Origin of the sequence: Thermophilibacter gallinarum, from assembly GCF_014982725.1 — a bacterium.
GTDB lineage: Bacteria > Actinomycetota > Coriobacteriia > Coriobacteriales > Atopobiaceae > Thermophilibacter > Thermophilibacter gallinarum.
In genome coordinates this window covers 619,262-644,258 of the sequence record NZ_JADCJZ010000001.1, presented here as the reverse complement: position 1 = coordinate 644,258, position 24,997 = coordinate 619,262, and the positions used below count along the sequence as shown (strand labels likewise).

The following is a 24,997-nucleotide window of genomic DNA, read 5'->3' as shown; positions in this document are numbered from 1 at the left end:
CCCGAGCGCCATAATGGGTGTGGAATCGATTCCGCAACCGAAGGGATGCCACATGTTCTCCGTCTCCGCACTGGGCGAGCTCCTCATCGACTTCACCGACGCCGGCACCTCCGCGGGCGGTCAGCGCCTCTTCGAGCGCAACCCCGGCGGAGCGCCCGCCAACGTGCTCGTGGCGCTGGAGAAGCTCGGTCACAGGACGGCGTTTCTCGGCAAGGTGGGCGCCGACATGCACGGCGAGTTCCTGCGCGCCACGCTGGAGGAGCAGGGCATCGACACGACGGGGCTGATCAGCGACCCGGACGCGTTCACGACGCTGGCCTTCGTCGCCCTCTCGCCTGACGGCGAGCGCGAGTTCTCCTTCGCGCGCAAGCCCGGCGCGGACACCCGCATCACCGAGGGCGAGCTCGCGCGCGACGTGATCGCCGCCTCGCGCGTCTTCCACGTGGGCTCGCTCTCGCTCACCGACGAGCCCGCGCGCTCCGCCACGCTCGCCGCGCTCGAGGCCGCGCGCGAGGCCGGCTGCACCCTGTCCTACGACCCCAACTATCGCGCGAACCTCTGGCCGTCCGTCGAGGCCGCCGTGGAGCAGATGCGCGCCGTCGTGCCGCAGATGGACCTCATGAAGCTCTCCGACGAGGAGTGCGTGCTGCTCACGGGCGAGGCCGACCCCGAGGCCGCGGCGTCGGCGCTACTGGCGGCGGGCCCCAAGGTCGTGGCCGTGACGCTCGGCGCGGGCGGCGCGTACGTGCGGACGGCCGAGGGCGGCGCCGAGGTGGCGGGCTTCCCGGCAGAGGCTGTGGATGCCACCGGCGCCGGCGACTCGTTCTGGGGCGGCTTCCTCGCGGGCTTCTGCGAGAGCGGCAAGGCGGCCGGCGAGGTCACCGTTGCGGACGCCGCGGAGTTCGCGCGCCTGGGCAACGCCGTGGCCTCCCTCTGCGTCCGAAAGCGCGGCGCCATCCCCGCGATGCCGGAGCGCGCCGAGGTTGAGGCCCTGCTCGCCGGGTAACGTCGGGTTCGGGCGCACTCGCCTGCCGCGCGCCCCTCACTCCAGCGCGGCGAGAAGAGCCTCGCTCCAGCGCTCCGTCAACCGCCCCAGGGACCAGGCGGCGTTGGCGGGGCTCGTGGACGGCAGCGCCTCGGCCGCCATCCCCGTCACCGGCTCCAGCCAGCGATGATACAGCCGCGCCGCCGTGCCGCCGTTGCAGAGCACCGCGCTGATCGGCGCCGCGCCCGTTATTCTCGCCACGTCCGCCGGCACCACGTTTTTGATTGACGCGTCCGCAGACCCGCGCACGTCGCAGCTCTCGACCACGTCCCAGAGCGCGATGCCGCGGCGCAGCAGCAGCCCCCGCTTGGCCTCGACGTCCCCGGGCGCGGGCTCCGCCTCCCCCAGCGCCTCCGCGACGACGCGCCAGAAGCGGTTGCGCGGGTTGCCGTAGTAGAAGCGGTTCTCGCGCGAGAGCACCGAGGGGAACGAGCCCAGCACCAGCACGCGGCTGCGCTCGTCGAAGACCGGCTCGAAGCCGTGCGTGATATGCTGATACTCCTCCATGTCGCCTATGGTAGCAGCTACCGTCCGCCGATGGGCCTGCCCACGTTCGGCGCTTTCTCGCACGCGCGCCACCTGCGCAGACGTACCGTTGTTCCCGATGGCGGACGCCCCGCCCCCGAGAGGAGCCCCATGATCGAGATCCCTTGCACCATCACGGACCCGTTGGGGCTGCACGTGCAGCTTGCGGTCCTTCTCGCCAGCGAGGCAAAGCGCTGGCGCAGCCGCACGACGCTCGAATACCATGGGAACGTCATGCCCGCCGCCGACCTCATGCAGGTCATGATGCACGGAATCCGCAGCGGGGAGGACATCGTCGTGCGCGTGGATGGCCCCGACGAGACCACCGCCGCCGACGCAATCCGCAAGATCATGGCAACGTTTTAGTCGACGGCGACCCGGCGCCGGCGCGCGAGGAAAGGAACACCAATGCTCAACGGCATCCCCAAGAACGTCTCCCCCGACCTCATCAAGGTACTCATGGAGATGGGCCACGGCGACGAGATCGTCCTCACCGACGGCAACTACCCCGCCACCTCCAGCGGCAACACGGCGCTCGTGCGCTGCATCGGCCTCGGCGTGCCGGAGCTGCTCGAGTCCATCCTCACCCTCATGCCGCTCGACGACTACGTGGAGAGCCCGGTTGCCATGATGGAGGCGCCCGGCGCGGAGGAGCCGCCGATCTGGGCGGAGTACCGCCGCATCATCGCCGAGAAGTGCGGAGACGTGAAGATCTCCCACATCGAGCACGACGCCTTCATCGAGCGCGCCCGCCGCTGCTACGCCATCGTGGCCACCTCCGAGGAGGCCACCTACGCCAACATCCTGCTGCGCAAGGGCGTCGTCCAGTAGGCCGAGAAGAACGTTCCGGTCGCCGCCTCGCGGGGGGCGGCCCATATCCGGCGCTTCGAACAGCTTCGCCGCAAAGGGCGCGGCTGCAGAACTCGCGGCGGACATGGGCCGCCCCCCGCGAGGCTTTTACCGTACGATCTCGCTCAGCGCCACGCGCACGGCCTCGTCCTCGTCGTCGGTCACCATGACGAGCTCCGGGTCGAGCGGCGAGATGTTGCCCTCCTCGAGCACGGTGCCCTCGAGCCAGCCCATGAGGCCGCGCCAGTAGTCGGTGCCGAAGAGGACCACGGGCGTGCGCGCGACCTTGTGCGTCTGCACGAGCGTGAGCAGCTCGAAGGCCTCGTCGAGCGTGCCGAACCCGCCCGGGAAGATGATGGCGCCGCGCGAGTACTTCACGAACATGGTCTTGCGCACGAAGAAGTAGCGGAACGTCATGCCCAGGTTGACCCACTTGTTGATGCCCTGCTCGTGCGGGAGCTCGATGCCCAGGCCGACGGACTTGCCGCCGGCCTTGGCAGCGCCGCAGTTGGCGGCCTCCATGATGCCCGGGCCGCCGCCCGTGATCACGGCGACGCCCGCGTCGGCCAGCTTGCGGCCCACGTGGCGCGCGGCGCGATACATCGGGTCCGTGCGCGGCGTGCGCGCCGAGCCGAAGACGCTCACGGCCGGCCCCAGCTCCGCGAGCGCGCCGAAGCCGTCGACGAACTCCGCCTGGATGCGCAGGACGCGCCAGGGGTCCATGTGCAGCCAGTCGGTGTCCGCCTCGGGCGCGAGGAGGTTGCCCGTCGAGGTGTCCGACGGGATCATCGGCCCGCGCAGGATCACGGGTCCGCGGTGGTAGGTGGCCTCGAACGCCTCGTCCTTCTCGTCTGCCATGGCCTCTCCTTTGCTCAGCGCCGCCCATGATAGGCGGCCAGTGTCAGCGGCGCGTAAACGGTTCCTAGGCACTGTGTACCCATTTGGGGCGCTCCCGCTCGAACCGGCACCCTCCTTTCGGCCCCGACGACCGCGACCTCTCACGGGTATGTACACAATTCAGGCTTTGATTCTCAACCAACCACGTTGTCTACCTGCGGAGACACAAACTACGGACAAGTATCAAAGTTGCATCGGTGTACATACCCGAAACGAGGAGGCATGCCCGGGTCGCGGCCCCTACCCCAGGCCGAGCGCCGTCCCCAGCAGGCGCACCGCCAGCGCGACGATCCACGCCACGCCGCACTGCATGGCGACCACGGCCCACATCATGCGCGTCCCCAGCTCGGCCTTCACCGCGGAGACCGCGGCCACGCACGGCGTGTAGAGCAGTGTGAACGTGAGGAACGCAAACGCCGTGAGCGGCGAGAAGAGCTCGGGCAGCCCCGCGGTGGAGCCGCCCATGAGGACGGTCAAAGTGGCCACGACGTTCTCCTTGGCGCCGAAGCCCGCCGCCAGGGCCGCCGCCGCGCGCCAGTTGCCGAAGCCGAGCGGCACGAAGAGCGGCGCCAGCAGGGCGCCCAGCGCGGCGAGCATGCTCTGGGACTGGTCGGAGACGACGTTGAGGCGCACGTCGAAGGTCTGCAGGAACCAGATCACCACGCTCGCCACGAAGATGATCGTGAACGCCTTGGTGGCGAAGCCCTTGGCCTTGTCCCAGGCCAGGCGCGCCACGGTGCGCGGCGCGGGCATGCGGTAGTTGGGGAGCTCCATCACGAAGGGCACCGGATCGCCCTTGAAGGCCGTTCCCTTGAGCACGAGCGCCACGAGGATGCCCACCACGATGCCCATGAGATAGAGGGAGATCATCACGAGCGGCGCGCACTCCGGGAAGAACGCGGCCGAGAAGAGCGCGTAGACCGGCACCTTGGCCGAGCAGCTCATGAACGGCGTGAGCATGACGGTCATCTTGCGGTCGTGCTCGGAGGGCAGCGTGCGCGTGGCCATGATCGCGGGCACGCTGCAGCCGAAGCCGATGAGCATGGGCACGAAGCTGCGGCCGGAGAGGCCCAGGCGACGCAGCAGCTTGTCCATCACGAAGGCCACGCGCGCCATGTAGCCGGAGTCCTCGAGGATCGAGAGCAGGATGAAGAGCACCACGATGATCGGCAGGAAGGAGAGCACGCTGCCCACGCCGGCGAAGACGCCGTCTATGACCAGGCTGTGCACCACGGGGTTGAGCCCGAAGGCCGTGAGCGCGGCGTCGACCTGTGCCGTCACGAGATCGATGCCGGCGGCGAGAAGGTCGGAGAGCCGCTGGCCGATGACGTCGAAGGTGAGCCAGAAGACGAGCGCCATGATGGCGACGAACACCGGGATGGCGGTGTACTTGCCCGTGAGGACGCGGTCGGCCGCGACCGAGCGCGCGTGCTCGCGGCTCTCGTGCGGCTTGACCACGCACTCGGCGCAGACGCCCTCAATGAACGAGAAGCGCATGTCCGCCAGCGCCGCCATACGATCGCGCCCGGACTCGTCCTCCATCTGTGTGATGATGTGCTCCACGGCGTCGAGCTCGTTCTGGTCGAGGCCGAGCGCGTCCATGACGAGGTGGTCGCCCTCGATGAGCTTGGTCGCCGCGAAGCGCACCGGCAGGTTGGCCGCGGCGGCGTGGTCCTCGATGATGTGGCAGATGCCGTGAATGCACCGGTGCAGGGCGCCGTGGTCCGGGCCGTCCGCCGCGCAGAAGTCCACGCGTCCCGGGTGCTCGCGGAAGCGCGCCACGTGCAGCACGTGCTCCACGAGCTCGGAGATGCCCTCCTCGCGCGCGGCGGAGATGGGCACCACGGGGATGCCGAGCGCGGCCTCCAGACGGTTCACGCTCACCGTGCCTCCGTTGGCGGTGAGCTCGTCCATCATGTTGAGGGCGAGGACCATCGGCCGGTCGAGCTCCATGAGCTGGAGCGTCAGGTAGAGGTTTCGCTCGATGTTGGTGGCATCCACGATGTCGATGATCGCGTCCGGGTCGTCCTCGAGGATGAAGCGGCGGCTCACCACCTCCTCGCTCGTGTACGGGGAGAGCGAGTAGATGCCCGGGAGGTCGGTGACCGTGGCCTCGGGATGGCCCTTGATCTGGCCGTCCTTGCGGTCGACGGTCACGCCGGGGAAGTTGCCCACGTGCTGGTTCGAGCCCGTGAGCGCGTTGAAGAGCGTGGTCTTGCCGCAGTTCTGGTTGCCGGCCAGCGCCAGACTCAGCGGCCGGCCCTCGGGGATGGCCTTGCCGGCCGCGCGCGGCGCGTACTTCTCGCCGATGGCGGGGTGATCCGCCGCCTCCAGGCGCTCGCGACCGCGCGGGGCCTCGTGCATGTCGTGCACCTGGGTGAGCGTGATGTGCGCGGCGTCGTCGCGGCGCAGGGTGAGCTCGTAGCCGCGCAGGCGGATCTCCAGCGGGTCGCCCATGGGGGCGCGCTTCATCAGCGTGACCTCCACGCCGGGCGTGAGACCCATGTCCAGGATGTGCTGGCGCAGCGACGGCTCGTCGCAGTCCACCGACGCGACGACGGCGTCCTTGCCGATCTCCAGCTCGTCCAGGTTCATGCGTGCCCTCTCTCGCGACCGTGTCCGTGCGTCATTGTAGCCCGCGGGGAGCGGGAGCGAGCGGCGCGTCCGAGAATCGCCGAGGTTCTCGCCTGGCGAGAAGAGCGCGTCCCGGAATCGCCGACCTTCTCGCCGAACGGCGCCGGGCCGTCCCGGAATCGCCGGGTTTCTCGGCCGCGCGTCCGAGAATCCGAGATGTTCCCCAGCCTGCGGCCCGCCGCACCGGAGAACCTCGCCCATTCTGGGACGGAGGCCCAGCCCAAACGGAGAACCTCCCGGTTTCTGGGACGACCTCGCGGCACAACCGGAGAACGTCGCCGATTCTGGGACGCGATGCTGGCAGGCGGCGGGAACCTCCCGATTTCCGGAACGGCAGTCGCCGAGAAGAACGACCCGCCGTTCGCTACGCGCGGGCGAGGAAGGCGACGCCGAGGGCGCCGGGGCCGCAGTGCGAGGTGATGACATTGCCGGTCTCGTACCACTCCGCGCGCTCGAAGCCCAGGTCGCGGGCGTGGCCCTCCACCGTCTGGGCGACCTGCTCGGGCAGGCCGGGCGACTTCACGAACACGATGCGCGCCGGGTCGAACTCCTCGCGCAGCGCCAGGTAGTCGACCAGCGCGACGGCAGCCGAGGACATGGAGCCACGCAGCTTCTTGGTGGCCACGAGCCTGCCGTCCACGAGCTCGACAACGGGCTTGATCTTGAGCAGCGTTGCCCCGAGGAACGCCACGTTGGAGAGGCGCCCGCCGGCGCGCAGGTAGCCCAGGTCGCCGGGGAGGAACGCCATGCGGGTCCGCGCGGCGACGCCCTCGGCGTGGGCGCGGGCCTCATCGAGGGTGGCCTCGGGATGGGCGGCGAGCCAGGCCGCGAGCTCGCGCACGACGAGACCCTGCCCGATCGTGACGTGGCGGGTGTCAAGCGTCGCCACGTAGTCGCGCCCCTCGGCCGCGGCCTCGGCGGACGCGAGCGAGCAGGTCGTGACGGCGGAGTAGGCGACGTGCAGGATCTGCGCCTCGGGGTCCTCGGCGTGGATGCGGTCGAACACGACCTGGAAGTCGTGGGGGGTGCAGCCGCTCGTCTTGGGCAGCACGCCGAGCTGACGGCACCGCTCGAGCATCTCCGCGGAGGTGAGCTCGCCGTCGTCGATGGTCTTCTCGCCCACGGTCACGTGCATCGGGACGAGCACGACGCCCAGCTCGGCAGCCTCGGCGGGGGTGACGTCGCATCCGGTCTCGGCGGTGATCACGATCTTCGGCATGAGTTCCTCCCAGGTCGCAGACATATGCACATTCTATCCAGAATCCGGTCTTCTCGCTCGCGGGCTTTCCGCAGATGCGACACAACTTTGGTTCGAAAATGTGCGATGCTAGAGGGCCAGAGCGATATCCGAGGGAGAGGGAGGGGACATGTATCTCGAGCACGTCAGCTCGCCCGCAGACGTCCGTGCCCTTCCCGCCTCCGCGCTCCCCGCCCTCGCCGCCGAGATCCGCTCCGCCATCGTCGGGAGCACGTCCGTCATAGGCGGCCACACCGGCTCCAACCTCGCGTCCGTCGAGCTCACCATCGCCCTCCACCGCGTGTTCGAGACCCCGCGCGACAAGATCGTCTTCGACGTCTCCCACCAGACGTACGCCCACAAGATGCTCACCGGCCGCGCGGCCGCGTTCCTCGACCCCGCGCGCTACGGCGAGGTCTCCGGGTTCTCCAACCCCTCCGAGTCCGAGCACGACCTCTTTGCCATGGGCCACACGTCCACGTCCGTGAGCCTCGCCTGCGGCCTCGCGGCGGCGCGCGACCTCGCGGGCGAGAAGTACGACGTGGTGGCCGTCATCGGCGACGGCTCGCTCTCGGGCGGGCTGGCCTTCGAGGGCCTGGACAACGCCGCCGAGCTGGGCAGCAACCTCATCATCGTCGTGAACGACAACGAGTGGTCCATCGCCCCCAACCACGGCGGCCTCTACCGCAACCTCGCCGAGCTGCGGGCCACCCACGGCGAGGCGCCGAGAAACGCGTTCCGCGCGCTGGGCCTGGACTACCGCTACCTCGAGGACGGGCACGACATCGCCGCCCTCGAGGCCGCCCTCGCCGAGCTGCGCGGCACGGACCACCCCGTGGTGCTGCACGTCCACACCGAGAAGGGCCACGGCTACGCGCCGGCCGCTGGCAACCCCGAGGGCTGGCACCACGCCGTCCCCTTCGACGTCGAGACGGGCGCCGTCCTGCCCGGCGCCGCGGCCCACCCCGCCGACGAGAACTACGCCAACGTCACCGGCGCGCTCCTCATGGACTGGATGCGAACGGACCCGCGCGTCGTCGCGGTGAACGCCGCCACGCCCTACATCATGGGCTTCACCCCCGAGCTCCGCGCGCGGGCGGGAGCCCAGTTCGTGGACGTCGGAATCGCCGAGGAGCACGCGGTCAGCTACGCGACGGGCCTCGCCCGCGGAGGCGCCCGACCGGTCCTGGGCATCTACGCCACCTTCCTGCAGCGGGCCTACGACCAGCTCTGGCACGACCTCTGCCTGAACGCCGCCCCGGTGACCATCCTCGTCTTCGGCGCGTCCGCCTTTGGCACCCCCGATGCCACCCACCTGGGATTCTTCGACATCCCCATGCTCGGGTCCATGCCCGGGCTCACCTACCTCGCCCCCACCTGCATCGAGGAGTACCTCGACATGCTCTCCTGGTCGATCGAGCACGAGGGCGGGCCCGTGGCCATCCGCGTGCCCGTCGCGGAGGGCGTGGTGTCCCGGCCGGACTTCGCGCGCGCGGACGACTACGCCCGCGGCTGGGAGGTCCTGCGCGAGGGGTCCGACGTGGCCCTGCTCGCCCTCGGCGACTTCCTCCCGCTCGGGGAGCGGGTCGCGGACGCGCTAGCCGGGCGCGGCGTGAGCGCCACGCTGGTCAACCCCCGCCTCGCCACCACGCCCGACGAGACCCTGCTCGGGCGCCTCGTCGCAAGGCACCGCGTGATCGTGACCCTCGAGGACGGCATCCTGGACGGGGGCTTCGGCGAGCGCTGCGCCCGCGCGCTGGCGGCCGACGACGTCCGCACCCTGTGCTACGGGCTGCCGCGGGCCTTCGTGGACCGCTACGACCCGGACGCCCTTCTCGCCAGCTGCGGCATCACCGTCGAGGGCGTCGTCGCGGACGCGCTGGCCGCGCTGGAGCACTAGGACCCTACTCCACCTCGTCCGGCTCCACGGCCTCGGTCGCCTCTCCCCTCTCGGCGCGCGCCTCGGCGAACTTCTCGCGCATCGTGGGGTTCTTCCAGGTGAGCTTCCTGATGGTGAGCTCGTCGGCCTTCTTGTTGGCAAGGCGCAGCTGGTTCTCCGACGAGGTGAGGTTCTCCTTGACCTTCTGGAGGTGCGAAATGGTCTTGTCGATCTCGTCGATCGCCGTCTGGAACTTGCGCGAGGCCGTCTCGTAGTTCTTCCCGAACTTGTCCTTGAAGTCCTCGAGCGCGTCCTCGAAGCGCGTGATGTCGATGTTCTGCTGGCGGACCTCCGCGAGCTCGCGGCGGTAGGAGTGCGCGTTCTCCGCGGCGTTTCTCAGCAGCGTGATCATGGGGATGAAGAACTGCGGGCGGATGACGTACATCTTCTCGTACTCGTAGGAGACGTCCACGATGCCCGAGTTGTAGAGCTCGCTCTCCGGCTCGAGCATGGAGACGAGCACCGCGTACTCGCAGTTCTTGTTGCGACGGTCCTGGTCGAGCTTCTTGAAGAAGTCGGAGTTCTTGTGGCGGCTGGAGGCGGCGGAGGCATCGTCCTCGTTCTTCATCTCGAACATGATGGAGACGACCTCGACGCCGTCAGCATCCACCTCGCGGAAGACGTAGTCGCCCTTGGAGCCGCCCACGACCTCGTTGTCCTTGTGGAACTCCGCGCCGCGGAAGCCGAGGCTGCGCCAGCGATTGAACTCCATCTCGCAGTGCTGCTCAAGCGTCTCGCCGATGAGCTTGGTCGAGAGACGGGCACGCTGGTTGCGCAGGCGCTCGATCTCGTCCTCGCGGTCGCGGATGGTCTGGTCCTTGTACTGGGCCTGCTCGGCCATCTGCTGGCGCAGCGACGCCTCCGTCTGCTGGCGCTCGAGCTGCGCGGCGCGCAGGCTCCCCTCCAGCTCCACGATGCGTCGGTCCTGCTCGCCGGTCGCCTGGGTGACGGCGAGGGCCTTCTCAGCGTCGAACGCGGACTCGCGCGCCTTGAGCTGCTCCGTGAGCCGCGCGATCTGGCGCTCCCGCTCGGCGAGCTGCTCGGCGAGGCTCTTCTCGGCGTGCGCGCGCTCCAGGGCCAGCGCGTCCGTGCTCTCCCTGACGCGGGCCTTGAGCTGGGCGATCTCCGCGTCCTTCTGCGCCGCGGAGATCAGCGCCTCCTGGCGCGCCCGCGCGACGGCGGCCTCGACCGCGCTCTCGCGCTCGCGCTCGGCGCTCCTCTCGCGCGCCGCCAGCTCGCGCTGGAACTCGGCATCGCGCACCTGGCGCACGATCTGCGCGTACTCCGTCTCGTCGACCTGGAACACCTCGCCACAGTGCGGGCACCTGATCTCCGCCATGGGACCCTCCGTCCTTCTCGCCTGGCGTAAATCTTACCCGCCCCACCGGACAACAATTGCGAGAAGCCCGGGACCGGCCGTCCCGCGCGACCCTCCCGCAAGTCTCTCACGCGACCGACGCGCATCAGTGACAGGTCTTACGCCTCGCGGCGGCCATCGGGTGCCCACGATGCGCACAACCTGTCACTCAAGGGCGATTCGGGGCGCCGGGCCGCCTTCCAGTACGTAAAACCCGTCACTCGAGAAGGACGATGGGCGCCCGCCCGGCCGTCGACGGCCGACGAGAAGGGTCCCGCGCCGGGCAAGCTGCCGGCACGGGACCCCGAGTCGCCGTTCTTCTCGACGCGCTAGCGTCCGAAGGGGTTGTTGCGCTGCTGCTGGTACTGCTCGTAGAGGCGGATGAGGTCGTCGACGCTGATCTCCTGGCCGTTGACCGTCACGGTCTCCTCCTCCTGCTGCTCCTGGAGCGCCTCGTCGGAGCCGAGCGTCACCTCGAAGGTCCTCTCCTGGTCGCCGCGCATGACCGTGACCTCCACGGTGTCGCCGATCTCGTGGGAGCGCACGGCGAGGATGGCGCCGTCCGCCGAGCCGATGGTCTCGCCGCCGATGCTGGTGATGACGTCACCGACCTGGATGCCCGCCTCGGCGGCCGGCCCGCCCTCGGTGACCTCAACGACGTAGGCGCCCTCATCGACCGCCAGCCCGTTGGAGAGCGCGTTGGACGGCGTCACGGTCTGCATGGAGAGGCCGATGTAAGCATGGGTGACCGTCTCGCCGGCGATGATCTTGTCGGCGACCTGCGTGGCGTAGTCGCTCGGGATCGCGTAGCCGATACCGGCGAAGCTCTCCGTGTCGGACGAGAAGAGCGTGCAGATGCCCACGAGCTGGCCGCGGTCGTTCACGAGCGCGCCGCCGGAGTTGCCCGGGTTGATCGTGGCGTCGGTCTGGATGAGGTTGGTGTAGAGGGTGTTGCCCGAGGCGCCGCTGAGCAGCGTGCTGCGCGAGAGCGCGGAGACGATGCCCTGCGAGACGGAGTTCTCGAGACCGAAGGGGCTGCCCACGGACATGACCCAGTCGCCCACCTGGAGCGCGGAGGAGTCGCCGACCTCCATGGGCGTGACCTCGTCGTCGCCGAAGTCCACGTGGATCACGGCGACGTCGCTGGAGGGGTCGGTCCCCACGAGCGTGGCGTCGTAGCTCTTGCCGTTGTAGGCGACCGATATGCTCTCCGCGTCCTCCACGACGTGGTTGTTGGTGATGATGTTGCCGTCGGTGTCATAGATGACGCCGGAGCCCATGCCCTCGCCCTCGGCGAAGGTGCAGTAGATCGTGGCCACCGACGGGAGCGCCTTGGCGGCGACCGCGTTGGCGGTGGTGGTGTCCTCGTCGGAGGGGTCGATCGTGATCTGCTGGGTGCCGTCAGTGGACACGATCTGCGTGTCCGCCGTGCCGACGACGCCGGTCGCGAACAGCGTGCCCGCCAGCAGGCCCGCGCCGAGCACGCCACCCAGGAGCCCCATCAGCAGCGCCTTGAGGCCGGTGCGGGGCTTGCGGCCCTTCTCGTGCTTGGGTGCCGGGTCGTGGTCGAAGTCGGGGGGCGCGGGGTGGCCGGGCGCGGGCGGGCGGGCCTCGGTGCGGGCCTGCGCGTCCTGCTCGTCATTCTCCTCGGTCCTTCTCCTCAGGCCCTCGGGCTCGGGGGCGCCGTAGTCAGGGTACTCGCTCATGGCATGACTTCCTCTCTGCGGCAGGGCCGCGTCGTCTTCCACTGCACACTGTACCCCGCCGGCCGGCGCGCTGTCGCGGCGCGGGCGGCACCACCTGCATGACACGTTGCTTTTCGGTTCCTGAAAACGACGAGAAGACCGGGGCGCCGGACACGTTGCCCTTCTCGCCCTGCGATGACGCGCACGAACGACTCCGTGCGTTAATCGATCGAGAAAAAAGGGCGCCCCGCGGGGCGCCCGTAACGTTCTGGAGGCGAAGCCCGGATTCGAACCGGGGGTCAGGGCTTTGCAGGCCCGTGCCTTACCACTTGGCCACTTCGCCGTATGAAAAAGGCCGAGAGGCTCGGCCCGGAGCTTCATGGAGCGGGCTACGGGGTTCGAACCCGCGACCTCAACCTTGGCAAGGTTGCGCGCTACCAACTGCGCTAAGCCCGCAAAAGCAGAGAATACTATACGGGGCGGAACCCGCCCGCGCAAGCGTCTTTCCATGAACGGATGAAGAAAACGTGAAGCGGGCGGGCGGCTCGGCCTCAGGGGCGCACGCGGGCGGCGGGACCCACGAGCTTCACGAGCCGGACCACCGTCCCCTCGCCCGACGCCTTGCGCGATATGGTGACCGAGTCAGTGAGCAGCCGCATGAGCCGTATGCCGCGCCCGCGCTCGGCGCACGGCCCCGCCTCAGGCGGCTCCTCGTCCTCGGCGAGCTCGAACCCGCACCCGCAGTCCGAGACCTCCACGCACACGCGGTCCGGGTAGTCGGCCACCGTGACGAGCACCCCGCCCGCGCAGGTGTGGTCGACCGCGTTGCCCAGCGCCTCCCCCACCGCGAGCGTCATGTCGAACACCTCGTCGGGGGTGAGCGGCAGCTCGCCGAGAAGGTCGGCGACTCGGGCGCGGGCGTCGGCGAGCGACCCCTCGTCGACGCGGAACGTCATGCGTCGCTGGGGGAGCACCCCCAGGTCCAGGTTGGCGGGCAGGGCGTGCGGGCCCGTGCGGCGCACGGGCATGAGGTCGAGCACCCTCATGCGACGGAGCGCACGGTAGGCCTGGTCGGACACGTTCATGAGCGAGAGCAGGCCCCCCTTGGAGCGCATCTGACGCAGCTCGGTGAGGATGAGGCCCATGCCCGCCGAGTCGACGTAGCTCGCGTCGGCGAGGTTCAGGAATATGCGTCGGCAGCCCCTCGACACGAGGCGGTCGATCCGCCGGCGCACGGCGGGGACCGTGGTCACGTCGAGGTCCCCCTCGACGGGGACGAGGGCTATGTTCACGCTGGCAGCCATGCCCTAGTTATTCCCCGCGCGGGCGCGCCCTAACGCCGCGGGGAGGCCCGCTCGGCGGATGGGACGGCCGCCTATGCCGGGGCGTCCCCCTCGCCCCGCCCGACCTCGTCGAAGCGCAGCGCCATCATGGCGACGTCATCCTCGAGGTTGCGACCGGTGAAGGCCTCGAGCGTCTCGAGCAGGCGCCCGACGAAGCCCTCGAAGGGCTTGTCGCCCGCGGACTCCCGCATGGCCGCCTCGCGCAGGCCGTCCTCGCCGAAGAAGGCGCCGTCCCCGTTGCGCGCCTCGGTGGTCCCGTCGGTGTAGAGCAGGAGCACGTCGCCAGGGACCAGATGCGCGATGCCGTCCTGGTAGACGATGTCGTGGAAGGCTCCCACGACGCCGGACTGGACGTCCAGGGTCGAGATCTCGTCGGCTCCGGCGCCCACGAGCAGCGCCGGCGGGTGCCCGGCCGAGCAGTAGCGGATCGTGCCCTCGGACAGGTCGACGATTCCCACGAAGAGCGTCGCGAAGGTCTCGAGGCGCGAGAAGCCCAGGAGGAACTCGTTGAGCGAGCGCACCATGCGCGCCGGGGCGAGCCCCTCCCAGGCGTAGGCGGCGAGCGCCGTCTTCACGGCCGCGGAGACCGACGCGGCCTCCACGCCCTTGCCCGAGACGTCGCCCATGATGACGCAGGCGCGCCGGCCCGGGAGGCGGACGAGGTCGTAGAAGTCCCCGCCCACCAGCGCCGACGCCGTCGCCGACGAGTACACCGCCTCGGCGGTGATGCCGTCCACGTGCTGGAGCTCGTTGCGCATGCCCGTCTGGAGCGCCTGGGAGATGCGCTTGTCCTGCTCGCGCGCCTCCTGGCCGCGCGCGATGTCGCGGACGTCCGCCACGAAGTCGAGCAGGAACTCGACCTCGAGCTCCCCGAGGGGCTCGGCGTCGTCGGCGCGCAGGAGAAGCGCGCGGCGCGGGGCGCCCGACAGCTCCCCGAAGTCGAGCAGGGCGCCGACGCAGGGCTCCCCCAGCTCTCGGAGCATGCGCGACAGGTCGGACTCGGGGGAAATCGGCACCACCGCGACCCCGTCGAGCGCATGGGGCGAGACGAGCGCGTCGAGGTCGAGGGAGAGCTCCCGGGGGCCGCTCACCGGCATGTCGACGACGACCGTGCCGCTCACGGCCGACGGGCGTACGGGCGCAACCGTGGCCTCGAGCTCCGTCGACACCGTGCACATCACGTCCTCCATGCACGAGACCACGCGCTCGTCCCCGCCCTCGGTGGCGGCGTCGAGCAGCTCCTCGCGCAGCTCCGTCTCCAGGGAGGCGAGCTGGTCGGCGCGCTGGGAGCGCAGCGCGGTGAAGGCGCTCGCCAGCTGGACCGAGAGGTAGTGGGCCACCGAGTCGAGCAGGCTGGCGTCGTCCTTGAGCAGCGGGTGCACGCGCCGCCAGCCCACCTCGATGATCGCGATGACATGGCCCCCGAACCACACCGGGACCACCATGAAGCTCGTGAACGGCGGCAGCAGCGCGCTCCTGACCCGTATGACCTCATGGGTCTCCTCGCTCACGACCTCCCGGTGGGTGAGGCGGCCCTGGCGCAGGGCGTCGTTGTCGGGCGCCTTGACGCGCAGGCGCACCGTGTGGCCGTCGTGAACCGCGACGCGCTCGATGCTGCGGCCGAACGGCATGAAGCGGGCGAGACGGTCGTCGAGCAGCGAGCTCGAGACGCCGCGCAGGCGGAAGCCGTCGGACTCGGAGAGGTAGACGAGGGTGCCGTCCGCCTCCATCGTCTCGGTTATCTCCTCGAGGACGCGCCCGAAGAGCGCCTGGAGGTCGTCGGCGTCTATCGTGTCCAGCACGATGTTCAGCGTGCCGGAGAGGCGGTGGTTGGCGCGGCGCAGGTCCAGAAGGGCGCGCTCCGCCTCATGCCCAACGAGCTCGTCGCGGCCGGCGGGGATCGCGAGCAGGAGGTACGTCTCGCCCGGCGCGCGCACGCGGTCGCAGCGGACGCGCACCTCGAGCTGGCGCCCCGCGGCGGTGAAGCAGGTGACGAGGTCCGCCGTCCCGTCGAGCGGGAACGGGAGCGATCCCTCCGCCACCTCGCCCGCGGCGGGGGTGCCGTCGGAGGAGGGGAAGAGGAGGCGCACGTCTGAGCCCACGATGCCGGCAGGGCCCGCGAAGAGCCCCTCGGCCTCCTCGTTGGCGAGCAGGACGCGGCCGGCGCCATCGAAGACGAGCACCGCCTCGCTCGTGAGCTGCAGCATCTTGGAGAACGTCCCGACGACGCTCCCCTCTCCGATGCCCTCGACGCGCCTGCTGAGTGCGCCCTGTGCCATGCGAGCCCCCTCGTCGCGGTTCCTCTCGGCTAGCGTACCACGGGACGCCGCAGGCCCGCAGGCCCGTCCGCATACGAAAACGGGCCCCTTTCGGGGCCCGTGTACCTTCGTGGTGTCGGAGGCGGGACTTGAACCCGCACGACCTTTTAGTCAGTCACTAGCACCTCAAGCTAGCGCGTCTGCCAATTCCGCCACTCCGACTTGTCACTGCGCTTTCGCGCAAGGGATAGTATGCACCACTCCCCCATCCGGCGCAAGCCCCAATTTGAAAAATGGCGCCCCCGCGCTAGGACGGGGGCGCCAGGCTTCACAGAGCCGAGAAGAACCACGGGCCTAAAGCTCGATCGAGGTCTCCTTGATCGGGTTCACGGCCGCGCAGTGGCACGCGCAGAAGTGACCCGGCGCGACCTCGCGCAGCTCGGGCTGCTCCTCGGAGCAGACGGCCTGGGCGATCGGGCAGCGCGTGTGGAAGCGGCAGCCGCTCGGCGGGTCGATCGGCGAGGGCGGGTCACCCGGGAGGATGATGCGCTTGCGCGTCTTCTGGACGTCCGGGTCGGGCACCGGGACGGCCGAGAGCAGCGACTGCGTGTAGGGGTGGTGCGGCTCGGTGTAGAGCGTCTTCCAGTCGGAGATCTCGACGATCTTGCCGAGGTACATCACGGCCACGCGGTCGGAGATGTGCTGCACGACGGAGAGGTCGTGGGCGATGAAGAGGTACGCCGTCCCGAAGTGGTCCTGCAGGTCCTTGAGGAGGTTCAGGACCTGCGCCTGGATGGACACGTCGAGCGCCGAGACGGGCTCGTCGCAGATGATGAGCTTGGGGCGCAGGGCGAAGGCGCGGGCGATGCCGATGCGCTGGCGCTGGCCGCCGGAGAACTCGTGCGGGTAGCGGTTGATGTGCTCCGGGTTTAGGCCGACGACGTCGAGAAGCTCGCGGACGCGCTCGATGCGCTCCTCCTTGGTCCCGATGCCGTGGATGACCATCGGCTCGGAGACGATCTCGCCGATCGTCATGCGGGGGTTCAGCGACGCCTGCGGGTCCTGGAAGACGAACTGCATCTCGCGGCGCATGGCCTTGAGCTCCTTGCTGTTCATCTGGGCGACGTCCTTGCCCTCGAAGTACACGTGTCCCGCGGTGGGGTTGGTGAGGCGCATGATGGAGCGGCCGGTGGTGGACTTGCCGCAGCCGGACTCGCCGACCAGGCCGAAGGTCTCACCGGGGTAGATCTCGAAGGAGATGTCCTTGACGGCCGAGACGACGCGCTTGGAGAAGCGGCCGGCGATCATGCCGGACTCGGCGGGGAACTCCTTGGAGAGGTGCTCGACCTTGAGCAGAGGCTCCTTCGTGGTGTCGGTCATTTAGGCCTCACCTCCCGTCAGGTCGGGGTCGAGCGTGTCGGGCATGCCCGTGGCGATCTTCCCGCGGGAGCGGGAGGTGTCGGGCGCGAACTTGAGGAACTCGGGGTCATCGGCGAAGTGGCAGGCCGAGTAGTGGCCGGTCTCGGTGACGATGTGCTCGGGCTCCTTCTGGTGGCAGATGTCCACGGCGTAGGGGCACCTCGGCGCGAACGGGCAGCCGGAGGGCAGGTTCACGAGCGAGGGCGGGTTGCCGTGGATCGGCGTGAGCGGCTTCTTCTCGTCGATCGCCTGCTCGGGGATCGAGCGGATGAGGCCCCAGGTGTAGGGGTGGCGACTCTCGTAGAAGATCTCGTCCGCGGTGCCGAACTCGACCGGGCGACCGGCGTACATGACCATGATCTTGTCGGCCATGTCGGCGACGACACCCAGGTCGTGGGTAATCATGATGATGGCGTTGCCGTTCTTCTCCTGCATCTCCTTCATGAGCTCGATGATCTGGGCCTGGATGGTGACGTCCAGGGCCGTGGTGGGCTCGTCAGCGATGAGGATGTCGGGGTCGCAGGCCAGCGCCATGGCGATCATGACGCGCTGGCGCATGCCGCCGGAGAACTGGTGCGGGTACTCGTTGACGCGCTTCTCCGGGGACGGGATGCCCACGAGGCGCAGCAGCTCGGTCGCGCGCTCGAGGGCCTCCTTCTTGGAGTAGCCGCGGTGCAGGCGCAGGCCCTCGCCCACCTGACGGCCGATCTTGTAGACCGGGTTCAGGGAGGTCATGGGGTCCTGGAAGATCATGGCGATGTCGTTGCCGCGGATGTGCTGCATCTCCTGCTCGCTCATCTCGAGCAGCGAGCGGCCGCGGTAGCGGACGTCACCCTCCTCGATCTTCCCCGGGGGCATGTCGATGAGGCCCATGATGGTCATGTGCGTCACGGACTTGCCGGAGCCGGACTCGCCGACGACGCCGAGGGTCTCGCCGCGGTCGAGCGTGTAGGAGACGCCGTTGACGGCCTTGACCACGCCGTCCTCGGTGTGGAAAAACATCTTGAGGTTGTCGACCTCGAGCAGGTGGTGCCCCTCGGGGATGGGCTGCGTCTTGAGGTCGACGTAATCGTTCTTCTTCTTTGCCATCATGCATCCTTCATCTTGACGTCGAGGGCGTCGCGCAGACCGTCACCGAGCAGCGTGAAGGCGAGCACGGTGGAGAGGATCGCGAGACCCGGCATGATCATGAGCCAGGGGGCCGTCATGAGGTAGGCCTGGCCGTCCTGGATCATGATGCCCCAGGAGGGGTTGGGCGGCTGGACGCCCATGCCGAGGAAGGAAATGGCCGCCTCAGACAGGATGGCGGAGCCGATGTTCATCGTCGCGTAGACGACGATGGACGCCACGGAGTTGGGGAAGATGTGGCGGGCGATGATGCGCGCGTCGGAGGCGCCCATCGCACGGGCCGCGTCGACGTAGTCGTTCTCCTTGACCGAGAGGATCGCGGAGCGGAAGACGCGCGCGATGCTCGGCCAGCCGAGGATGCCGATGGCCACGAACACGTTCGTGATGCTCTGGCCCAGGGCCGCGATCAGGCACAGGACGAAGAGCACGTACGGGAAGGCCAGGAAGATGTCGGCGGCGCGCATGATGATGGTGTCCCAGATGCCGCCGTAGTAGGCCGCGAGGGCGCCCATCACGAGGCCGATCGCCGTGGAGATCGCGGTGGCGAGAAGACCGATGGTGAGCGAGATGCGGGCGCCGTAGATCACGCGGACGAGGATGTCGCGGCCGGTGACGTCGGTGCCGAACGGGTGCTCGAGCGAGGGCGGCTGCAGCGACTGCGCGGCCATCTGGGTGGTGTCGGCCGCCGTCGGCGAGCCGAGGAGCTGCGGCGCCCAGAGGTCGGCCGTGATGGCGACGAGGGCGACGAAGATGATCCAGACGGCGGCGATGATGGCGAGCTTGTTCTGGCGCAGGCGCCTCCAGGCGTCACCCCAGAGCGTGCGCGAGGCGCCGCTGCCCTTGTCGTGCTCCTGTGCCACGGCCTCTGCCGTGGCCTCCATGCCCAGCTTCTGAGTGGGGCTCGGATACAGCATGCTCTCCCCTCCTAGTCTTCGCTCTTGCTGCTACCCAGCCTGATGCGAGGATCAAGGAAGGCATAGCTGATGTCGACGATCAGGTTGATGACCATGACGACCACGATGATGATCGTCACGCCGCCCATGACGAGCGGCCAGTCGCGCGCGGAGATCGCGCGGTAGATCTCGTAGCCGACGCCCGGCCAGTTGAAGACCGTCTCGGTGAGGATTGCGCCCGCCATCATCGCGCCGAAGTCGATGCCGATGTAGGTGACGACGGGGATGAGGGCGTTCTTGAGGGCGTGGTGCACGATGACTGCGCGGTTGGAGAGACCCTTGGCCTTGGCCGTGCGGATGTAGTCCTGGTTGAGGACGTCAAGCAGCTGCGAGCGCATGATGCGCGCGGTGTAGGCCGTGGAGACCGCCGCGAGCGTGAACGCCGGCAGGATGTAGTGCATGAAGTCCTGGTACGGGGAGGTCGGCCCGCCCGCGCCGGAGATGGGCATCGAGAAGGCACCGCCGGTGATGTTCTTGAGCCAGATGCCAAAGATCAGCTGCAGGATCATGCCGAGCCAGAACGCCGGGACGGCGACGAGCACCGAGGTCACGAGCGTCACGAGGACGTCCCAGAACGAGTAGCGCTTGACGGCCGAGATGAGGCCGGCGCCGATACCCATGACCGCCTCCAGGCAGATGGCGCAGGCGGCGAGGCGGATCGTGTAGGGGTACTTCTCGGCGAAGATGTCCGTGACCGGGCGCTTCTTGGAGTAGGAGGTACCCAGGTCGCCATGGAGAAGGTCGTCCATGTAGCGGATGTACTGCTCCCAGATGGGGACGGGAATGGTGTCGCCGTTCTCGTCGTAGATCGGCTGACCGTTCTCGTCGCCGTAGATCATGTTGTTCTGAACCTCGAGCTGAAGGCGCGTCTGCTCGGGCACAGCACGGCCGCCGGTGATCATCGAGATCGGGTCACCGGGCACGATTGCCTTCATGGCGAACAGAATGATCGTCACGCCGATGAAGACAGGGATGAATTGAAGCACGCGCTTCAATATGTACTTCCCCATAGACTTCTCCCTGCTACCTATTCCATCAAAAGGCGGGCGCCCATCCACGAGGACGGGCGCCCTGCACAGACATAATCGAAATTATATCTTTAGAAGCCCTTCTCCACCAAAGCTACTCAGCGCTGACGAGCTGGGCCTTGGAGAGGTCGGCCTTCTTCTGCGGGTCGAGGTACATGGTGGCCACGTTGGAGCCGCCGACGCAGGTGTGCGTGTAGAACATCAGCGGGATGACCGGCATGTCCTCACCAATCTCCTTGTTGACGGCCTGGAGGGCAGCCTTGCGCTCGGCGTCGTCAACGGTGGAGCGGGCGGCCATGAGCTTCTCGTCGACATCCGGGTTGCTGTAGCCGGCGCGGTTGTCGCCGTTGCCGGTGTAGAACAGCGGGAACAGGAAGTTGTCCATGATCGGGTAGTCGGCGACCCAGCCCAGACGGCCGAACTGGTAGTCGAGCTTCTGGTAGAGGTCGAGGACCGTGGCCCAGTCGGGCGTGTTGGCGACGCAGGAGATGCCCACGGCAGCGAGGTCGGAGATGATGGAGTCCATGATCTCCTTGTGGCCGCCGTCCTGGTTAGAGGTGATCTCGAGCTCGATGCCGCGGTTGCCGTCGGCGTCAGCGGGGTAGTACTCGTCGAGGATCGCCTTGGCAGCGTCGACGTCGTACTTGGAGTACTGCCACGCGCCCTCCTCGTAGCCGTCGATTCCGGGCGGGACGATGTTGTCGGCCGGGGTACGGGAGCCGTTGAAGAGCGTGTCGCAGATGGCCTGGCGGTTGATGGCCATGGACACGGCGTGACGCAGGTTCACGTCGGCGAACGGGCCGTCAACGACGTTGCAGGTCAGGTAGTACGTGGAGGGCTCGGTGCCGTTGAGGAACTGGTGGCCCGGGGTGATGGTGTAGCCGTCCTCGGAGGTGCCGTAGGTCTCGGCGGCGGAGGCGAGGGAGGCCACGGGGACGTCGGAGACGTCGAGGTTGCCGGCCTGGAACTCCTTGTAGGCGGTCTCCACGTCCTTCTGGATCATGAAGTTGACGCCGTCGAGGATGGCCTTGTCGCCGTAGTAGTCGTCAAAGCGGACGATGTTGATGTACTGGCCGTCGACCCACTCGCCGTCCATCTTGAAGGGGCCGTTGCCCACGGGGGCGAGACCGAAGTCGGTCTGGCTCATGTCCTTGGCGCAGTCGGGGATGGGGGCCAGCGCCGGGTGGGAGGCCACGTAGGGGAAGTCAGCGTAGCTGTAGGAGAGCTTGACGACGAGGGTGCTGTCGTCGGGGCAGGTGATGCCCGTCATCTCATCGGCCTCGCCGGCGGCGAGGGCGTCATAGCCGTCGACCATGGCGAGGTGGTAGCCGATGACCGAAGGGCTCTCGGGGTTGGTGGCGGGGTTGACGATGCGCTCCCAGCCGTACTTCCAGTTGGCGGCCTTGACGTCGGTGCCGTCGTGGAACTTGGCGGCCTTCAGGTGGAAGGTGAACTCGGTGGCGTCGTCGTTGACGTCATAGCTCTCGCAGGCGAGGCACTCGAGCTTGCCCTCCTCGAAGTTGTACTGGGTCAGCGAGTCGAAGAGCTGGAAGCCGACCTGGGTGCCCTGATCCTCCTGCAGGTTGAATGGATCGATGCAGACCGGGTTGTTGATGTAGTAGCGAAGGGTGCCGCCGGTGGCAGCGGTGGTCTCACCGTCGGTGGCAGCCTCGCCGCCGCCCTTCTGGCCGCAGCCGGCGAGCACGGCGAGCGCGCTGGCGGCGAGGCCGCCCTTCACGAACGAACGACGAGTGACACCACCCATCTTCTCCTGAGCCATACTGTTTCCTCCTCCTATGAACGAGGCGGGCAAACTTTTTGCCCCGTCCCTCGGCCCGTGACAGGGGCTTCTACCGCCCCTACCTTGACGGGACGATACTTTACTCTAAAAAAGCGCGAAAGTTCCGTCCCGACACGCATCTGAAACGTTTGCGCCCCCGGGCGTCGCATGAGCGGCACCCGGGGGCGCGGTGGTTCTATGTCCTCTCGCCCTAGCCGAGCGTGCCGGTGGGGAACGTCAGGGCCATGACGACCACGCACAGGACGAAGACCACCGTGGTGATCACGGTGAGGCGGTTGAGGTTCTTCTCGAGCACGCCCGAGCCGGTGCCGGAGTTGTAGAGCGACGACGCGATCATCTCCGAGACGCCGGTGCCCTTGCCGGAGTGCATGAGCACGAGGATCACGGTGAGCGCACCGGAGAGGAACAGCAGGATGGTGAGGATGACGTTGAGCGGGTTCACTGAGGCTCCTTCAGGACAGATTCATAGCAGTTGGTAATGGTAGCACAGATTCTGGGGCGCACGTCCTTCTCGCCTGTCCTCCACGTTCTTCTCGCCTGGCGCCGGGAGTGGGCCGTGTCCCAAAATCGGCGAGGTTCTCCGTAAACGACCTGCGTGCGTCTCGGAATCGGCGACCTTCTCCACGGGCGAGAAGAACCCGTCCGAGAAACACGGGGTTTCTCGCCCCACCGTCCCGGAATTGGCGGGGTTCTCGCCCCGAGGTCGCCCGTACGCGTCTCCGGGCGGGGAACATCGCCAATTCCAGGACGCGCCCTCTGCCTTCGCAGGGAACATCGCCGATTCCGGGACACCTGCAGGAGCCCGACAGAAAAGGGGCCCGGACGAATCCGGGCCCCGCCTCAACGCATGTCGAGAAGGACTACGCCATGGCGCTCTTGACCATCGCGGCGAAGCTCTCGGCCACGAGGGAGGCGCCGCCGACGAGCGCGCCGTCGACATCCTCCTTCTCGAGGAAGCCGGCGATGTTCTCGGGCTTGGCGGAGCCGCCGTAGAGGACGCGGATGCCAGAGGCGATCTCCTCGCCGAAGACCTCGACGAGGGTCGCGCGGATGGCGCCGCAGACCTCCTGGGCGTCGTCGGCCGTGGCGGTCTTGCCGGTGCCGATGGCCCAGATGGGCTCGTAGGCGATCACGTACTTGGAGGGGTCGGTGATCTCGAGGCCCTCGGTGTCCTTCTTGATCTGGTCGACGACGAACTCGACGTGCTTGCCGGCCTCGCGGACCTCGAGGGACTCGCCGCAGCAGGAGATCGGCACGATGCCGTGAGCCATGAGGGCCTTGGCCTTCTTGTTCACGTCCTCGTCCGTCTCGCCGAAGTAGTCGCGGCGCTCGGAGTGGCCGATCACGCAGTAGGTGGCGCCCACGGCCTCGAGCATGTTGGGAGCGGTCTCGCCGGTGTAGGCGCCGGACTCCTCCCAGTAGACGTTCTGCGCGCCGAGCGCGAACGGGGCGCTCGTCTGCTCGATGACCTCAGAGACGCCCTTGAGGTCGACGGCGGGCGGGCAGACGACGACGTCGACGTCGCCGGTGCCGTCCTTGAGCTCGTCGGCAAGACCCTGGGCGAGGACGATGCCCTCGCTGTAGGTCTTGTTCATCTTCCAGTTGCCAGCAATCATCCTCTTACGCATCGAGAAGCGCCTCCACTCCGGGAAGGGCCTTGCCCTCGACGAGCTCCATGGAAGCGCCACCGCCGGTGGAGATCCAGCTCATCTTGTCGGCCAGGCCGAACTTGTTGATGGCCGCGACGGAGTCGCCGCCGCCGATGATCGAGGTGCAGTCGGAGTCCGCGATGGCGCGGGCGACGGCCTCGGTGCCGTGGGCGAAGTTGTCGAACTCGAAGACGCCCATCGGGCCGTTCCAGAAGACGGTCTTGGCGGCCTTGACGGCATCGGCGTAGAGCTTCTCGGTCTCGGGGCCGATGTCCATGCCCTCACGGTCGTCGGGGATGGCGTCGGAGGAGACGACCTCCGGCACGGCGTCCTCGCCGAAGTGGTCGGCGACGCGGTTGTCGATCGGGAGGAGGATCTTGACGCCCTTCTCCTCGGCCTTCTTCAGCATCTCGCCGGCGCGCTCGACCCAGTCCTCCTCCTTGAGGGAGAGGCCGACGCTCATGCCCTGAGCGAGGAAGAAGGTGTAGGCCATGCCGCCGCCGATGATCAGGGTGTCGGCGGAGTCGATCAGGTGATCGAGGACGCCGATCTTGGAGGACACCTTGGAGCCGCCGACGATGGCGACGAAGGGACGCTCGGGCTCGGCGAAGATCGAGGTCAGGGTGTCGACCTCCTTCTCGAGCAGGAAGCCGGCATAGGCGGGGAGATACGCGGCGGGGCCCACGACGGAGCCCTGGGCGCGGTGTGCGGTGCCGAAGGCGTCGAGGACGAAGATGTCGCCGTAGGAGGCGAGGATCTTGGCGATCTCGGGGTCGTTCTTCTTCTCGCGCTTGTCGAAGCGGACGTTCTCGAGGACGAGGATCTCGCCGTCGGCGAGGGCGTCGACGGCGGCCTTGGCCTTCTCGCCGTAGGTGTCGTCGACGAACTTCACGTCATAGCCGGTGATCTCGGCGAGCTTGTCGGCCGCCGGCTTGAGCGAGAACTGGGGCTCGGGACCGTCGCCCTTGGGGCGGCCGAGGTGGCTCATGAGGATGATCTTGGCGCCCTTGTCCTTGAGGTACTCGATCGTGGGGATGGCGGCACGGACGCGGGTGTCGTCCGTGACGACGCCGTCCTTCAGGGGGACGTTGAAGTCCACGCGCATGAGGACGCGCTTGCCCGCGACGTCGGCGTCGCGGACGGTCTTCTTGGTGAAGGCCATGTTCACTCCTTTGACGGGTTCCTGCGAAAAAGGGGCGCGGCCGCGGCCCTGTGAGCTGCGACCGCACCCCCTGCGAAGCTGATGCGAA

Annotated in this window: 20 protein-coding genes and 3 tRNA genes; 4 read left to right on the top strand and 19 right to left on the bottom strand. The window is 68.3% G+C overall.

From position 1 onward, the window contains the following. The first annotated feature begins 52 nt into the window (after window positions 1-52). Entirely contained in the window at window positions 53-1,006 is a 954-nt protein-coding gene (locus tag INF26_RS03000; RefSeq protein ID WP_193529233.1) for a carbohydrate kinase family protein, read from the top strand. A 36-nt stretch (window positions 1,007-1,042) separates the two neighbouring features. On the opposite strand, the gene INF26_RS02995 is transcribed toward INF26_RS03000, so the two are convergent. After that, the gene (locus INF26_RS02995) at window positions 1,043-1,552 is read right to left on the bottom strand and encodes a DNA-deoxyinosine glycosylase (RefSeq protein WP_193529232.1); all 510 of its coding nucleotides are present in this window, start codon (window positions 1,550-1,552) and stop codon (window positions 1,043-1,045) included. Window positions 1,553-1,681: 129 nt separating this feature from the next. Here INF26_RS02995 and INF26_RS02990 point away from each other — a divergent pair, with 129 nt between their 5' ends. Continuing rightward, complete coding sequence (locus INF26_RS02990; protein ID WP_193529231.1) at window positions 1,682-1,936, top strand: HPr family phosphocarrier protein; 255 nt, start codon at window positions 1,682-1,684, stop codon at window positions 1,934-1,936. Window positions 1,937-1,978: 42 nt separating this feature from the next. After that, window positions 1,979-2,401, top strand: a complete 423-nt coding sequence (locus tag INF26_RS02985) for an RbsD/FucU family protein (RefSeq protein ID WP_193529230.1) — start codon at window positions 1,979-1,981, stop codon at window positions 2,399-2,401. Between the two features lie 126 nt (window positions 2,402-2,527). Here the strand turns inward: INF26_RS02985 and INF26_RS02980 are convergent, their stop codons facing one another. From INF26_RS02980 to INF26_RS02970, 3 genes are all read right to left on the bottom strand, one after another. Next, window positions 2,528-3,277: an LOG family protein gene (locus INF26_RS02980; RefSeq protein ID WP_193529229.1), complete on the bottom strand. Its 750-nt coding sequence runs from the start codon at window positions 3,275-3,277 to the stop codon at window positions 2,528-2,530. Between the two features lie 279 nt (window positions 3,278-3,556). Next, the gene (feoB, locus tag INF26_RS02975) at window positions 3,557-5,911 is read right to left on the bottom strand and encodes a ferrous iron transport protein B (protein WP_193529228.1); all 2,355 of its coding nucleotides are present in this window, start codon (window positions 5,909-5,911) and stop codon (window positions 3,557-3,559) included. Between the two features lie 403 nt (window positions 5,912-6,314). Beyond that, window positions 6,315-7,169 carry a DegV family protein gene (locus INF26_RS02970; protein ID WP_193529227.1) on the bottom strand — a complete coding sequence of 285 codons (855 nt, stop codon included), beginning with the start codon at window positions 7,167-7,169 and terminating at the stop codon, window positions 6,315-6,317. A 148-nt stretch (window positions 7,170-7,317) separates the two neighbouring features. On the opposite strand from INF26_RS02970, the gene INF26_RS02965 reads away from it, so the two are divergent. Beyond that, entirely contained in the window at window positions 7,318-9,087 is a 1,770-nt protein-coding gene (locus INF26_RS02965) for a 1-deoxy-D-xylulose-5-phosphate synthase (RefSeq protein ID WP_193529226.1), read from the top strand. A 4-nt stretch (window positions 9,088-9,091) separates the two neighbouring features. Here the strand turns inward: INF26_RS02965 and INF26_RS02960 are convergent, their stop codons facing one another. The 15 genes from INF26_RS02960 to INF26_RS02890 all read right to left on the bottom strand — a co-directional run bounded on the left by INF26_RS02960 (window position 9,092) and on the right by INF26_RS02890 (window position 24,909). Beyond that, window positions 9,092-10,465: a DUF2130 domain-containing protein gene (locus INF26_RS02960; RefSeq protein ID WP_193529225.1), complete on the bottom strand. Its 1,374-nt coding sequence runs from the start codon at window positions 10,463-10,465 to the stop codon at window positions 9,092-9,094. A 347-nt stretch (window positions 10,466-10,812) separates the two neighbouring features. Further along, complete coding sequence (locus tag INF26_RS02955; RefSeq protein ID WP_193529224.1) at window positions 10,813-12,189, bottom strand: S1C family serine protease; 1,377 nt, start codon at window positions 12,187-12,189, stop codon at window positions 10,813-10,815. A 248-nt stretch (window positions 12,190-12,437) separates the two neighbouring features. Next, a tRNA-Cys gene (locus tag INF26_RS02950) sits at window positions 12,438-12,511 on the bottom strand. 37 nt (window positions 12,512-12,548) lie between these two features. Next, window positions 12,549-12,624: transfer RNA gene (locus INF26_RS02945), tRNA-Gly, on the bottom strand. Between the two features lie 95 nt (window positions 12,625-12,719). Next, window positions 12,720-13,472, bottom strand: a complete 753-nt coding sequence (locus tag INF26_RS02940; RefSeq protein ID WP_193529223.1) for an anti-sigma factor antagonist — start codon at window positions 13,470-13,472, stop codon at window positions 12,720-12,722. A 71-nt stretch (window positions 13,473-13,543) separates the two neighbouring features. Further along, window positions 13,544-15,790 (bottom strand): GAF domain-containing SpoIIE family protein phosphatase, encoded by a 2,247-nt coding sequence (locus tag INF26_RS02935; protein WP_193529222.1) that lies wholly within the window; start codon window positions 15,788-15,790, stop codon window positions 13,544-13,546. A gap of 110 nt (window positions 15,791-15,900) precedes the next feature. Further along, a tRNA-Leu gene (locus tag INF26_RS02930) sits at window positions 15,901-15,991 on the bottom strand. Window positions 15,992-16,123: 132 nt separating this feature from the next. Further along, entirely contained in the window at window positions 16,124-17,149 is a 1,026-nt protein-coding gene (locus tag INF26_RS02925) for an ABC transporter ATP-binding protein (RefSeq protein WP_193529221.1), read from the bottom strand. Next, entirely contained in the window at window positions 17,150-18,277 is a 1,128-nt protein-coding gene (locus INF26_RS02920) for an ABC transporter ATP-binding protein (protein WP_193529220.1), read from the bottom strand. It abuts the gene before it with no gap. Then, window positions 18,277-19,197 (bottom strand): ABC transporter permease, encoded by a 921-nt coding sequence (locus tag INF26_RS02915; protein ID WP_332307301.1) that lies wholly within the window; start codon window positions 19,195-19,197, stop codon window positions 18,277-18,279. Before INF26_RS02915 ends, INF26_RS02920 begins: the two co-directional genes overlap by 1 nt. Window positions 19,198-19,241: 44 nt before the next feature. Continuing rightward, window positions 19,242-20,279 carry an ABC transporter permease gene (locus INF26_RS02910; RefSeq protein WP_193529218.1) on the bottom strand — a complete coding sequence of 346 codons (1,038 nt, stop codon included), beginning with the start codon at window positions 20,277-20,279 and terminating at the stop codon, window positions 19,242-19,244. Between the two features lie 112 nt (window positions 20,280-20,391). After that, window positions 20,392-22,077 (bottom strand): peptide ABC transporter substrate-binding protein, encoded by a 1,686-nt coding sequence (locus INF26_RS02905; protein WP_193529217.1) that lies wholly within the window; start codon window positions 22,075-22,077, stop codon window positions 20,392-20,394. 211 nt (window positions 22,078-22,288) lie between these two features. Next, window positions 22,289-22,540 (bottom strand): preprotein translocase subunit SecG, encoded by a 252-nt coding sequence (gene secG, locus INF26_RS02900; RefSeq protein ID WP_193529216.1) that lies wholly within the window; start codon window positions 22,538-22,540, stop codon window positions 22,289-22,291. A 418-nt stretch (window positions 22,541-22,958) separates the two neighbouring features. Next, the gene (gene tpiA, locus INF26_RS02895; RefSeq protein ID WP_193529215.1) at window positions 22,959-23,726 is read right to left on the bottom strand and encodes a triose-phosphate isomerase; all 768 of its coding nucleotides are present in this window, start codon (window positions 23,724-23,726) and stop codon (window positions 22,959-22,961) included. After that, entirely contained in the window at window positions 23,719-24,909 is a 1,191-nt protein-coding gene (locus tag INF26_RS02890) for a phosphoglycerate kinase (protein ID WP_193529214.1), read from the bottom strand. The genes tpiA and INF26_RS02890 overlap by 8 nt, the downstream gene beginning before the upstream one ends. Window positions 24,910-24,997 lie beyond the last annotated feature (88 nt).

Coding starts and splice junctions, on each gene's coding strand:
- INF26_RS02940 (WP_193529223.1), bottom strand. CDS start 13,472: ATGGCTGCCAGCGTGAACATAGCCCTCGTCCCCGTCGAGGGGGACCTC.
- INF26_RS02910 (WP_193529218.1), bottom strand. CDS start 20,279: ATGGGGAAGTACATATTGAAGCGCGTGCTTCAATTCATCCCTGTCTTC.
- INF26_RS03000 (WP_193529233.1), top strand. CDS start 53: ATGTTCTCCGTCTCCGCACTGGGCGAGCTCCTCATCGACTTCACCGAC.
- INF26_RS02915 (WP_332307301.1), bottom strand. CDS start 19,197: ATGGAGGCCACGGCAGAGGCCGTGGCACAGGAGCACGACAAGGGCAGC.
- INF26_RS02920 (WP_193529220.1), bottom strand. CDS start 18,277: ATGGCAAAGAAGAAGAACGATTACGTCGACCTCAAGACGCAGCCCATC.
- INF26_RS02905 (WP_193529217.1), bottom strand. CDS start 22,077: ATGGCTCAGGAGAAGATGGGTGGTGTCACTCGTCGTTCGTTCGTGAAG.
- INF26_RS02935 (WP_193529222.1), bottom strand. CDS start 15,790: ATGGCACAGGGCGCACTCAGCAGGCGCGTCGAGGGCATCGGAGAGGGG.
- INF26_RS02985 (WP_193529230.1), top strand. CDS start 1,979: ATGCTCAACGGCATCCCCAAGAACGTCTCCCCCGACCTCATCAAGGTA.
- INF26_RS02955 (WP_193529224.1), bottom strand. CDS start 12,189: ATGAGCGAGTACCCTGACTACGGCGCCCCCGAGCCCGAGGGCCTGAGG.
- INF26_RS02925 (WP_193529221.1), bottom strand. CDS start 17,149: ATGACCGACACCACGAAGGAGCCTCTGCTCAAGGTCGAGCACCTCTCC.
- INF26_RS02965 (WP_193529226.1), top strand. CDS start 7,318: ATGTATCTCGAGCACGTCAGCTCGCCCGCAGACGTCCGTGCCCTTCCC.
- INF26_RS02960 (WP_193529225.1), bottom strand. CDS start 10,465: ATGGCGGAGATCAGGTGCCCGCACTGTGGCGAGGTGTTCCAGGTCGAC.
- INF26_RS02990 (WP_193529231.1), top strand. CDS start 1,682: ATGATCGAGATCCCTTGCACCATCACGGACCCGTTGGGGCTGCACGTG.
- INF26_RS02890 (WP_193529214.1), bottom strand. CDS start 24,909: ATGGCCTTCACCAAGAAGACCGTCCGCGACGCCGACGTCGCGGGCAAG.
- INF26_RS02980 (WP_193529229.1), bottom strand. CDS start 3,277: ATGGCAGACGAGAAGGACGAGGCGTTCGAGGCCACCTACCACCGCGGA.
- tpiA (WP_193529215.1), bottom strand. CDS start 23,726: ATGCGTAAGAGGATGATTGCTGGCAACTGGAAGATGAACAAGACCTAC.
- INF26_RS02995 (WP_193529232.1), bottom strand. CDS start 1,552: ATGGAGGAGTATCAGCATATCACGCACGGCTTCGAGCCGGTCTTCGAC.
- feoB (WP_193529228.1), bottom strand. CDS start 5,911: ATGAACCTGGACGAGCTGGAGATCGGCAAGGACGCCGTCGTCGCGTCG.
- INF26_RS02970 (WP_193529227.1), bottom strand. CDS start 7,169: ATGCCGAAGATCGTGATCACCGCCGAGACCGGATGCGACGTCACCCCC.